At 49.3% G+C, this 12,897-nt stretch carries 9 protein-coding genes; all 9 read right to left on the reverse strand.

The window, feature by feature from the left end; genetic code table 11:
* Positions 1-237 precede the first annotated feature (237 nt).
* On the reverse strand, positions 238-1,170 hold the full coding sequence (locus tag BLS15_RS10280) for a cell division protein FtsQ/DivIB (protein WP_051613961.1): 933 nt from the start codon (positions 1,168-1,170) through the stop codon (positions 238-240).
* A 113-nt stretch (positions 1,171-1,283) separates the two neighbouring features.
* Positions 1,284-2,567, reverse strand: a complete 1,284-nt coding sequence (gene murA / locus BLS15_RS10285; RefSeq protein ID WP_021256752.1) for a UDP-N-acetylglucosamine 1-carboxyvinyltransferase — start codon at positions 2,565-2,567, stop codon at positions 1,284-1,286.
* Positions 2,568-3,311: 744 nt separating this feature from the next.
* The gene (murG, locus tag BLS15_RS10290) at positions 3,312-4,418 is read right to left on the reverse strand and encodes an undecaprenyldiphospho-muramoylpentapeptide beta-N-acetylglucosaminyltransferase (RefSeq protein ID WP_021256753.1); all 1,107 of its coding nucleotides are present in this window, start codon (positions 4,416-4,418) and stop codon (positions 3,312-3,314) included.
* A gap of 5 nt (positions 4,419-4,423) precedes the next feature.
* Complete coding sequence (spoVE, locus tag BLS15_RS10295; protein WP_021256754.1) at positions 4,424-5,521, reverse strand: stage V sporulation protein E; 1,098 nt, start codon at positions 5,519-5,521, stop codon at positions 4,424-4,426.
* A 47-nt stretch (positions 5,522-5,568) separates the two neighbouring features.
* Positions 5,569-6,987, reverse strand: coding sequence for a UDP-N-acetylmuramoyl-L-alanine--D-glutamate ligase (gene murD, locus BLS15_RS10300; RefSeq protein ID WP_090511335.1), 1,419 nt, complete (start codon positions 6,985-6,987; stop codon positions 5,569-5,571).
* Positions 6,988-6,990: 3 nt separating this feature from the next.
* On the reverse strand, positions 6,991-7,953 hold the full coding sequence (gene mraY, locus BLS15_RS10305) for a phospho-N-acetylmuramoyl-pentapeptide-transferase (protein WP_028531276.1): 963 nt from the start codon (positions 7,951-7,953) through the stop codon (positions 6,991-6,993).
* Positions 7,954-7,980: 27 nt separating this feature from the next.
* On the reverse strand, positions 7,981-9,387 hold the full coding sequence (murF, locus tag BLS15_RS10310) for a UDP-N-acetylmuramoyl-tripeptide--D-alanyl-D-alanine ligase (protein ID WP_090511338.1): 1,407 nt from the start codon (positions 9,385-9,387) through the stop codon (positions 7,981-7,983).
* Positions 9,384-10,880: a UDP-N-acetylmuramoyl-L-alanyl-D-glutamate--2,6-diaminopimelate ligase gene (locus BLS15_RS10315; RefSeq protein ID WP_090511341.1), complete on the reverse strand. Its 1,497-nt coding sequence runs from the start codon at positions 10,878-10,880 to the stop codon at positions 9,384-9,386. Before BLS15_RS10315 ends, murF begins: the two co-directional genes overlap by 4 nt.
* A 3-nt stretch (positions 10,881-10,883) precedes the next feature.
* On the reverse strand, positions 10,884-12,818 hold the full coding sequence (locus BLS15_RS10320; protein WP_021256759.1) for a stage V sporulation protein D: 1,935 nt from the start codon (positions 12,816-12,818) through the stop codon (positions 10,884-10,886).
* Positions 12,819-12,897: the final 79 nt, after the last annotated feature.

Raw genomic sequence — 12,897 nt, forward strand, 5'->3', positions numbered from 1 at the left:
TCCCCGGACACTTTGTATGTATTCAACAAAGTTTAGTCATTCCCTCTTTTTTCTACAAATTTTTTGAAGACAAATTCCTTCCATATAAGCAGTAACCGTCTTCTTTCTTAAAAACGTGAAGAAAAAAGAAGGAGAGAACGGAAATACCCATAAGTTTTATTCTAGCATTTTTTCCGTTTATTGAGTAGAGTTTTTTTATCTCTCCATATTTTGCTCATTCATGGATGAACCATTGTCTTATTCCGTTTCCTTGTTTGTTTCTTGGCCTTTCTCAGGTTCCTTTATATCATTCTCTGCGTCAGCTCCTTTTTCCTGCTCAGATCCACGTACTTTCTCATTTGTATTCTCCGAGCCGGTGCCTTCCTTATTCTGCTCTGAGCTTTCAGCTTCTCCCTTGTCCTCTTTGGCTCCCTCGAGAGCCTCGATGTCATTTGGCAGGCTGGAATACGGAATGTACGAGTCTGCCTTCAGCATCGTTATCCGTCCAGGAGACTGAGATTCCACGACACCGCTTAAGTAAGCTATCTTATCAGGAAGTAGAGGCACAGTCGTAACCACTTCGAACCCAGAACGTGTATACATCTTAATCCGATCAGGATAAGAAGAGGACGGGTAGTAGCGGATCTCCGAAATATCAGCCAGCAGCCCTCTTGGCGTAGCCGCAAGTGCCTTGCTTAGCTCGGTCTTCAAGTCGGCTTGACCTTCCCACTGTGTAAGAACCGGCTTCTCCAGTACAAGCTTCTGCTTGTCCTTCAGCGAGATCACCGCACCATTCTCCAAGCACGCTTGGATGCTCCCATCTTCCGTCAACTCATAAGCAACTGGAGCATATTCTTGAATATAAATTTCAATGACACTTGGGAACTGCTTGTCCACTTGAACCGATTTGACAAATGGGAACTCCGCCTTGATTCGTTCCGCAACAGAACTTTCACTCGTTCCGAAATACGGTTCACCCGGCTTCACACCACTGCTGCTGCTTAATTGTTCATAACTGACGAGATGATTCCCAATCCAGCGAACTTCTTTTATTTTACTGATTGATGACCTGAAGAACAGGACAACAAGCAGCACAACTAGAAGGAAGAGGAGCAGCCATTTCACTCTGACACCTATCCGTTTCTTCCTCACCGGCTTATCAGGCAGCGGGGGTATCGTTCTCAATGACACTGGATTCATCCCCTTCTATCAATACACATTTCAAAGTAACTAGAAACATCAATACGAGAACTACTACAGTCCCCTTCCGTATCAAAGAAGGGGACCGAGTATAAATTATTGCATTATCCGTTGGCAATATCAAGCTTAGGCACAGACGTGATTCGTTCAATCTTCGCGCCGAGCCTAGTAAACATATGCTCGATACTATCGTATCCGCGATCAATGTGATGAACATTCTCTACGACGGTACGACCGCTTGCGGCAAGCCCAGCAATAACGAGCGCCGCTCCTGCGCGCAGGTCGGTTGCCTCGACTGTCGAACCATACAATTCTGGCACACCTTTGATAAATGCATTACTCAGATCAACCCGAATATCTGCTCCCATTCTGGCGAGTTCCTCGACATGCCGGAAACGGCCTTCAAATACCGTCTCCTTCATCACACTTACCCCATCAGCAAGTGACAGTAACACCATCAGCTGAGATTGCAAATCAGTCGGGAACGCAGGATATGGCGACGTTACAATTCGCTCTACAGCCTTCGCTCTACCAAAGCTAGTTACGTTGATTATACCATCACTCGTTGCGATCTGAACACCGGCGCGACGCAGGATATGGATTAGCGAAGTCAAGTGGCTCGCATGCGCATTGGTCAGCGTTACTGCTCCTCGGGTTGCCGCAGCGGCTATCATGAGCGTACCCGCTACAATGCGATCAGGCATCACTTCATATTGGCTTCCTCTTAGCTTCGTAACGCCCTCAACGACAATTGTGTCTGAACCGGCTCCTGACACCTGTGCACCCATGCTGTTCAGAAAATGCTGCAAGTCAACAATTTCCGGTTCTCTTGCTGCATTCGTTATGACACTCGTTCCTTCTGCGAGAACGGCTGCCATCATCACATTCTCCGTGGCACCAACACTTGGAAAATCAAGATGAATATCTGTCCCAATGAGCCGTTCTGCACGGCATGTGATTCGATTGCCGCAATGCTCCAGCTCTGCGCCTAATGACTGCAGTCCACGCAGATGCAGATCAATCTTCCTCTCACCGATTGCACAGCCACCTGGCTGATAGATGTGAACCTCCTTAAACCTTGCAAGCAGCGGCCCCATCAAGAAAATAGAAGAACGCATCTGGCGCATCAAATCCTCCGGCACATGCGTGGAATGGGCGCCTGACGTATCAATGGAGACCGTCCCTCCATCTTGGATCGTCCTGCAGCCCAGACTTCGCATAATGTGCTGCATGACTTCGATGTCTAGCAATTGCGGAACGTTCTCTAGCCTAACGATGCCATCGGTTAGAATCGAGGCTGCCATAATTGGTAAAGCGGCATTTTTAGCTCCTTGGATACGAATCGTACCAGATAGAGGCCTTCCACCCTCAATCACCAATTTGTCCAATGTGTCACCTCCGAGATTACCGCTCACCCACTACTCGATTTTCGGCACCAACGCTGCATGATTGTATCTCTTGAATCATCTGTTGAATGCACGCTATAAGGGCAAGCACGTCTGACGCTGTTGCTTGACCGGTGATAACAATGAAATTGGCATCCCCTATGCTGAAGAGCTTAGCGTCGCATTTCCGACAAACCTGTTAAGCAGCGCAGAGGGCCGTATGCGAAAAATGCACAGGTTCCGTCATTTCACTCACCAATTTCCCTATCCCAGTTCAATCTCAGCAGTATCAATTATTCGTGACACATCCGACCCGTGCGCTCCTGCACTCATGGATACGGCGCTTCAGACCGTTCATGAATGCGCTCAGCATATTCAAGCCTCGACAGCTCTACACTGTGTGTGGATAGCTCCATCTGCATGAATGGAGGGTCGCTCCAGCATACCAATTTGCCTTCCTCGCTTCCGTGGCAAAGCCACGCCACACCATCTCACAAGGATTGTGAGCTGCCGTCAGCTATACTTAGGTTCATATTCACAAGCCGTGCAATCTTGAAGAGTGTACGACGAGGCAGCGGTCTGGGGGAATCTGTCACGATGTATAGAGTATATTATGTTCGGGCGAAACGTTGTGTGACAGGAGCCCATTCCCGATTCTTCTACTATATGACGTTCTGACAATTTCAGGACAATAGCTGCATCAAACCCCTTAAGCTCGTAAATTAGGCACAAAAAAATCGGGCAAGCTTACTTGCCCGATAATCGTTGTAATTCAGCTACTACTCTTGCAGCTGCATCTGGCTGTCCAAAAGACTTGGCAGCGTCAGACATGTTTTTTCGCTTCGCTTCATCAGTCATCAACGACTTGATATGGCCGAACAAAGCTTCTGTCGACAGTTCTTTCTCGGTAATCATAATGGCTGCTCCCTCATCCTGCAAGGAGCGCGCATTCGCTTCCTGGTGATTGTTCGTCACATTTGGCGACGGGATCAAGATGGAAGGAATTCCGAGAGCAGTCATCTCTGCAAGTGAAGAAGCTCCCGCTCGACTGACAGCGAGCGTTGTTGCCGCAAGCACTTCAGGCATGTTGCTGATGTAAGGCAGGACATGCAGATGATTGCGAACTGCATCACTCGTCTGCAGCACAGCCTTCCGTGTATTTTCATAATAGTTCTGCCCCGTCACATACACGAAGTGTACATCCGGCAATTGCTTCAGTAATGGCGCCATGCCGATCATCGCTTCGTTCACTGCCTTTGCACCTCGGCTACCGCCTACGATGAGGACAATTCGGCTGTCGCTCGGCAATCCAAGAGTCGCGAAGCCGCGTGCTTTCTCCGCTTCCATCACTGCCGTTGCTCGCGGATTCCCACAATAAACTACGTTTTTTGCTTTCTTGAAATACGGAGTCGATTGCTCGAAGCTAACCGCAACTGTACTCGTATATCGGCTTAGAAACGTATTCGTCAAGCCTGGAATCACATTCTGTTCATGAATGACGGTCGGAATTCCAAGCTTCGCTGCAGCGTATACAACGGGACCGCACACATATCCACCCGTTCCAACGACTACATCAGGCTTGAATTCTCGCAGCATTTCTTTAGCCTTGCCTACACCGCGAATGAAACGCATGATCGTCTTGAAGTTTTCCATTGAAAGCTTGCGGCGAAATCCTGTAATTTCAATCGCCCGAAAATCCAAGCCCTCTTCAGGAACGAGACGGCTCTCCAATCCCTTCTCTGTTCCGATATATAAAAAAGCGCTGCCGGGATACTGCTTCTCGCATTCCCTTGCAATGGCGACTGCCGGGTAGATATGTCCACCTGTCCCGCCACCGCTGAGCACGACGCGCATGACTTTCACCTCGCATAACGTGATATATTCAGTAAAATTCCTAGTGCAGTCAGCATTAAGGTCAGCGACGAGCCACCATAACTAATTAATGGCAGCGTTATTCCCGTAACTGGCATGAGTCCAATTACGACACCAATATTGATGATCACTTGAACTGCCACAATTCCAACAATGCCTGCCGCCAGCAGGCTGCCGAATTTATCAGGCGCCGTCAGAGCAGTTCGCATACCTCGCCACACTAAGATAAGAAATAAAATCAAAACCGTAACTGCACCTAAAAATCCTAGTTCCTCTGCTAAAATCGAGAAGATAAAATCAGTTTGCGGCTCAGGCACATAGCTGTATTTCTGGCGGCTGGCACCGAGGCCAAGTCCCATAAGACCGCCTGGCCCTATAGCAAATAACGACTGAATCGATTGGTATCCAGCCCCCAGCGGATCCTGCCAAGGATCAAGAAATGCGGTAATCCGCAGAAGCCGATAGGGCGCAGCGAGCACGAGTCCAACGAACCCAGCTACCCCAACTGCAGCAAGCGACAGCAAATGCTTCATCTGAGCTCCCGCCACAAAAATAACAAGCAGCACCGCACCAACCATGACCGTTCCTGTACCGAGATCCGGCTGCAGCATGATAAGTCCGAACGCCGTTCCCATAATCGCAAGCGGCGGCAGCAGCCCCTTTGTAAAGCTCGTAATGCTCGTTTGCTCCTCGGAGAGCATTTTGGCCATGAACAGAATCATCCCGAGCTTCATAAACTCGGACGGCTGTATGCCAAACGAACCGATGCCTAGCCAGCTTCGCGCCCCACCCCGAACATTGCCGATTCCCGGAATGAGAACAACAATCAGGAGCACGAAGCAAATAAGAAGTCCAATCTTCGCATATCGCTTCCATACGCGATAGTCCGTATTCATCGTAACGAACATCGCAGCAATCCCCAGCAGAGCAAACAGCAATTGACGCTTAACGAAGTAGAACGAATCTCCATATTCCCGGAAGGCGAGAACAGCACCGGCGCTGTATACCATAATCATACCGATCGATAGCAGGGACAGTACCGAGACGATTAGCCACAAATCGGGCGCAGTGCGTGCTTTGACCATGCGGTACACCTCTATTAGGACAATGTAGGGGCTTGAACACCCCCCTACTACAGACTATGCACCGCCGCTTTAAACATGCGTCCCCGATCTTCATAAGACGGGAACATGTCCCAGCTTGCACATGCTGGTGACAAGAGAATGATATCGCCTGGCTTCGCATAAGCGTGCGCCATATCGACAGCTTCCTTCACTGCGTCGGCTGCATGATCTACATTGTCGACGACAGATATATCCGTTAAACCTGCCTTCTCGGCAACTTGTCTCATAATGTGACGCGTTTGGCCCATCGTAACAACTGCCTTTACTCGCTCTCCCATAATGGGGATCAGCTCATGGAAGTCAAGCCCTCGGTCAAGTCCACCCGCAATAAGAATAATATTGCGTTCGAATGCGCCCAATGCCATCAGGGTAGCCTTCGTATTCGTAGCCTTGGAGTTATTGTAGTACTTCACACCGTCCTGCTCGCATACGAATTCAAGACGATGCTCTACCCCTTGGAACGAACGCAGAGGCTCTGCAAGTGCTGAAGGCTCTACACCCGCTGCAATCGAAATGGCACACGCTGCCAAGGCGTTGTCCACGTTATATCTTCCTGGGATGCCGAGTTCCACGACAGAAAGAATCCGATGCAATTGGCCTGTGCCATCTGCATAGACGATCATTCGCTCCTCTTCCTTCGCCTCAAACTCATAGGATGGCTCTACGAATACGCCGCGCTCCACGCGCTTCATCGAAGATACCCACCACTTCGTCGCTTGAATATCGGATGCAAGACTACAGCAAGTCTCATCATCTGCGTTCAGCACCGCAATATCTTCGCTTCCCATATTGGCGAATAATCGTGCCTTCGAATTGACGTAATCCTCCATTGAGCCATGATAGTCAAGATGTGTCTCAGCAATGTTAAGCAAGCATGCAATGCGAGGGCGAAAAGCGCTTGTCCCCTTCAACTGGAAGCTGCTGAGTTCCACAACCAGTGTATTGTCCTCGTCCGCATCCTGAGCCGCCTGACAAAGCGGAGTGCCTATGTTGCCTGCAACAATCGGCTTCATTCCTGCAGCTTCCAACGTCTTGCCTACCCATGTTGTCGTTGTCGTCTTCCCATTGCTTCCCGTAATCCCGATAATCGGAGCTGGACTCAGCTGATACGCAACCTCTACCTCCGTTACGACCTCGATGCCGAGTTCCACAGCGCGGGCTACTGGAGGAGCCGTATAGGGGATTCCCGGATTTTTGACTACAAGCGATACCTGCTCATCGATCAAGTTATCTGGATGATGCCCGCATACAACACAAATGCCCAAAGCTTCTAATACCGAAGCTTCGGGGCACTTGTCGCGATCCTTCTTATCATTGACGGTGACAACCGCACCGAACTTGTGGAACAATTGCGCTGCGCTGACGCCGCTCTTGGCTAAGCCAAGTACGACGACACGCTTCCCTTGATACGTTTCTGGGTGATTCATTCGTTACATCCCCTTGTTGATCCATAATCCAAGTCCGGCTAATACGATTCCCGCAAGCCAGAACGTAATAACTACTCGCCATTCCGACCATCCACTCAGTTCAAAGTGATGATGGATCGGGCTCATCTTGAACACGCGCTTGCCGCGTGTCTTGAAGGATACGACCTGAATAATTACCGACAGCATTTCAATGACGAAGATACCGCCAATAATAATGATGAGCAGTTCTGTCTTCGTTAGAATCGCTACCGCTGCAATGGCTCCACCAATCCCGAGCGAGCCTGTGTCGCCCATGAATACCTTAGCTGGATGCGCATTGAACACGAGGAACCCGAGTACTGCGCCAACCATAGCTGCCGCGCTGACCGCAGCCGATATTTCCGATGCCTGCATCGCGATGATTGCAAATGCTGAGAATGCAATCGCACTTGTACCGGCAAGCAAGCCATCCAAGCCATCTGTGAAGTTGACCGCGTTGCTCACGGCAAGCATCATCAGGACGATGAACGGATAGTAGAACCATCCAAAATCAAGCCCTAGAGACGTCCCTGGTATCGAAATAACTGTACTGTGACCGGACTGCCACAACAGGAAGCAAATGAGTCCTGAACAAATGAGCTGTCCAATCAGCTTCTGCTTTGCAGTTAAACCGAGCGAACGTTTAAAAATAATTTTAATATAGTCATCTAAAAATCCAATTAAGCCAAATCCAAGTGTTGCGATAAGCAGCACATAGAAATCAGTATCCATCACCGAAAATTTAAGGAAAGAGAGAGCAAACGCAAGTAAGATAATTGCGCCACCCATCGTTGGCGTTCCTGCTTTTTTCAAATGAGCCTTCGGGCCATCGTCACGAACCTGCTGACCAAACTTCAACCTACGAAGAAGCGGTATCGTTAACGGGCCCAATATGACGGCTAGGAGAAAAGATACACCGATTGTCATTAACATCAACTTGAAGTCCAATCCTTACACCTCCCGTTACACAACCCATTAATGATGGACACTAGTCCATTCATTAACAACTTCTTCTAGTTTCATTCCTCTGGATGCCTTCACAAGCACGGTATCGCCCGCCTGAACATGCTGCAGCAGGCAAGCCTTCAATGCTGCCTTATCATCAAATGAATAAACGGCGTTCTCTGCAAAATGTTGCAGAGCACCCGATCCAATTTCACGGCCCAGTTCGCCATACGTGAGCAATAGATCCAAGCTGCCCGGGCGTATGGATGCTCCTACTTCATAGTGGAGCCTCGCCTCATCAGAGCCCAGCTCTAGCATATCGCCGAGAATCGCAATCCGTTTGCCGCCCTGCAGTCCAGCAAGCACATCAAGCGCAGCCTTCGTCGCAGTCGGACTTGCATTATAGGCATCATTTAACAACACCCATCCGCCAGACGTAATCGTCCGTTCAAATCGCATCCCGCTTATTTGTGCATTGCCAAGACCATGCGCAATCTGCTCGTCAGTCAGACCGAACAAGCGGCCTATTGCAACAGCAGCCAACGCGTTAATGACATTGTGCTTGCCTAAGAGCGGAAGCTCGACAGTCAAAGCCTTCTGACTGCCTGATGCCGCAACCGTGAACGTCGTCCCCGCCTCATGAAGATCGATATGCTCTGGTCGAACATCACACTGCATACCTGCACCGAAGCGAATAACTGACATATGCTCAGGCCGCTTCGTCGCTTCTTCTGAAAGTGCCATGTCAACGAGTGGTTCGTCTCCATGACAGATGAGCACTCCATTTTCTCGTAGTCCGCTAGTAATTTCTAGCTTAGCACGCGCAATCTCTTCCCGGGAACCAAGCTGCAGCAGATGCGCTTCCCCGATGTTTGTAATGACTGCTGCGTCAGGCTGAGCGATGGAAGACAGAAGTTCAATTTCACCTCTCCCGCTCATCCCCATTTCGAGAACTGCAATTTCCGTATCTTTCGGCATGGACAATATCGTTAACGGAAGGCCAATATGATTATTGAAATTGCCATCCGTCTTGTGAACACGATAACGTTCCGCAAGAACAGAAGCAATCATATCCTTCGTGGTCGTCTTGCCATTGCTGCCTGTAATGGCTACAACCTTAACCTGCTGCTGGGCTAAATAAGCTTGTGCCAGCCGCTGAAGCGCCTCTAATGTGTTGTCCACCATAATGAGCGGATAGCCTTGCGGCATATCATCATGATTGGACTGCCACATCGCAGCCGCTGCCCCATCCTTCAAGGCTTGATCCGCATACAGATGTCCGTCGAATCGTTCCCCATGAAGCGGCACGAACAATACACCAGAATCGATCTTGCGCGAGTTCGTGCTAACCCCTTTTACCGTGCGGTCTCCATAGGAGGGATCAGAGAGTGTCCCTCCACACAAGTCCGCTACTTCTCGTAACGTTGTTTCAATCACTGAACTTTGCCCCTTATCGCTTCTTTGGCCACCAAGCGGTCATCGAAGTCAAATGTTTCCTTGCCGATGATTTGGTAAGTTTCATGGCCTTTCCCCGCAATCAATACTACATCGTGCGGGCTTGCCATTTCAATAGCTTTCGTGATGGCAGCACGGCGATCAACGATGCATTCATAACGGCTTGGATCCAAGTTCACTTCATGAAGGCCCGCTACAATATCCTTAATAATCAAATCAGGGTCTTCCGTACGAGGGTTATCGGAAGTTACGATGGAATAATCCGCGTATTTCGCCGAGATTTTGGCCATCAGCGGACGCTTCGTACGATCTCGGTCTCCACCACAGCCAAATACACTGATGACACGTCCTTCTGCGAACTCCTTCACCGTCTGCAGCACATTCTCCAGTCCATCCGGTGTATGCGCGTAGTCCACGATCACGGCAAAGGATTGTCCTGCCTCAACAGCTTCTACACGCCCGTCAACTCCAGCAACACTTTCAAGGCTCACACGAATCGCATCCAGTTCGATGCCTTCAATGAGTCCTACAGCAATCGCTGCTAATGCATTGTATACATTGAACTTACCAACCATACGCAGCTGAATGTCTGCCGAGCCTCTGAATGTATGAACTGTGAAGCTCGTTCCTTTTGCCGTAATCCGAATATTCTCGGCACGAACATCCGCCTGCTCTGTCATGCCATACATGATCGTCTCAGCGGTTGTCATGCTTGCGAAGTATTCAGAAGCCGGGTCATCTGCGTTGAGCACCGCATAGGAGCGATCTTCCTCAGCGTCAGAGAATGTATTGCCTAGCCGTGAGAACAACAGGCCTTTGGCTTCACGATATGCTTCCATCGTCTCGTGATAGTCCAGATGATCTTGTGTTAAGTTCGTGAAGACAGCCGTACGGAAACGGCAGCCTTGTACACGTCCCTGTACGAGTGCGTGGGAAGATACCTCCATAGCCACGGCATCTACACCCTCGTTCACCATGTCATGAAGCGACTTTTGCAGTTCGAAGGCATTCGGAGTTGTACGCGACATTGGGAACACCTTGCCTGCATAACGCATTTGAATCGTTCCGATGACACCTGCATTTCGCTTCGCATCATTCAAGATTTTTTCAATCAAATACGTGGTTGTTGTCTTACCATTCGTTCCCGTAATGCCAATTAGATTCATACTGCGGCTAGGTGAACCATAGAACGCATCTGACAGTACTGCAAGTGCATGTCTAGCACTCTTCACAATCAATTGAGGAACCGGCAGCTCCAATTCACGTTCTACCACAAGTGCAGCTGCACCAGCTTGAACCGCCTGCTCTGCATAACGATGGCCGTCTTCGGCCGTACCAGAAATACAGAAGAACAGATCCCCCTGCGCCACATGGCGTGAATCCATCGCGAGTCCTGTTACGACTGTATGTTCGTCTCCCTTGCACTTCGCTGTCAGCATTCGTGAGCAAGCTTCAGCCAATTGCATCTGTTGCATGAATTATTCCTCCGTCTCTTTCTCTTCTCCCATATAGATTCGAATCGTAGATCCTCGATCTACACGGGTTCCGGGCTTAGGCGCCTGATGAATAATGGTGTTGCCCGTACCGGATTTGGCTAATTGAAAATTCATATTCATATCTTCGTAGATATCAGTCAAGGTCTTCCCTACTAAGTTAGGAACGACAACAACCGGCGTCTCATCGAAACGATACTTGCGAGAAACTTGTTCCTTCCGCGGCTCAACGCCCATATAATGGAGCGTATCTTCCATAATCCGCTTCACAATCGGCGCAGCTACAAGACCACCGAATTGTATGCCTTGCGGATTATCAACTGCTGTATAGATAACAACCTTCGGGTCATCAGCAGGTGCGAAACCAACGAACGATACAATATGCTCGTTCGGTGAATATCTGCCATTGATAACCTTCTGTGCGGTACCTGTTTTGCCACCAACGCGATAACCATCGATAAAAGCATTTCTCCCCGTGCCTTGAGCAACCACATGTTCAAGAGCATCACGCACCTTGCTTGAGGTCTCTGGACTGATGACTTGTCTGACCAATTCCGGCTTAATATCTTCAACAACCATCCCTGTCTCCGGCTGAATGAATGACTTCGCCACATGCGGCTTGAACAGCTTGCCTCCATTGATGGCCGCAGACACTGCCGTAATTTGCTGAATAGGCGTGACAGATACCCCTTGTCCGAACGCAGTAGTGGCAAGCTCAACAGGGCCTACCCGGCTAAGCTTGAACAAAATTCCGCTTGCTTCTCCACTCAGGTCAATGCCTGTCTTCTGTCCGAAACCAAAGTTGCGTATGTAATCGAACAATGTCTCTTTACCCAGTCGATTACCAAGTGCAACAAAGCCTGGGTTGCACGAATTTTGGACGACTTCCAAGAAGGTCTGACTGCCATGACCCCCGCGTTTCCAGCAGCGCAGCTTCGCTCCACCGACTTCTACACGTCCAGGGTCAAAAAAATGTTCATTGTACAGATCAACCTTGCCCTCCTGTATCGCAGCAGCAAGCGTTATGATCTTGAACGTAGAACCCGGCTCATAAGTCATCCAAATGGGCAGGTTGCGATCATATACATCAGAGGGGAAGTCCTTGTAATGAGCCGGATCGTAGCTTGGCTTGCTTGCCATTGCCAAAATTTCACCCGTATTCGGATCCATGGCAATCGCCAGCGCCTGATTCGGCTTCAATTCCTCCATCGCACGATCAAGTTCCCGCTCCATAATTGTCTGTATCTGCTTGTCAATCGTCAATTGCAAATTTAATCCATCTCGGGGAACGATGTACTTTTCTGAGGAATTCGGCATCTGATTTCCACTTGCATCAGACAAATAGGCGATGTTCCCTCGCAAGCCGGTTAATGCAGAATCATACCTCTGCTCAATACCTGTCAACCCTTGATTGTCTATACCGGTGAAGCCGAGTATATGAGCCGCCAAATCGCCATAAGGATAATATCTTTTATTATCCTCTGCCACGACGATCCCCGGCAAGTTCAACTCCCGTACTTTTTCCGCTGTTTCAAGCGATATTTTACGACCGCCGCCCTTAATCTGCTTCACAGACTGCCCTTTCGCAATCATGCGCTCTACAACTTCCGTTTTCATCCCAAGGAGAGGTGCAATTTGTGCTGCAGTGGCTTTCTGGTCTTCAATTTGCACAGGAATAGCCCATATCGTTGGAGAACTGATATTGTAGGCGATTCTTTCGCCTTTGCGATCCAGTATCTCACCGCGCTTCTGGGAAATAGGAATCTCCCTCCGCCACGAATCTTCTGCCAGATTCGCCAGATCTTTGCCCTCCCACAACTGCACATACGCCAAGCGGACAATGAGCGCGATAAATCCAATCGATATGAGCACCATTCCAACGATTAACCTCTTACGGATCGTCACCCCTGTAACCTTCATATATACCCTCCCTCGTCCGACATCGGTTCATAAACAACCTATTCGGGACAACCAGCGGATAGAACAAGCTTCAAGAGGA

It is taken from the genome of Paenibacillus sp. cl6col (assembly GCF_900102125.1).
GTDB lineage: Bacteria > Bacillota > Bacilli > Paenibacillales > Paenibacillaceae > Paenibacillus_B > Paenibacillus_B suaedae.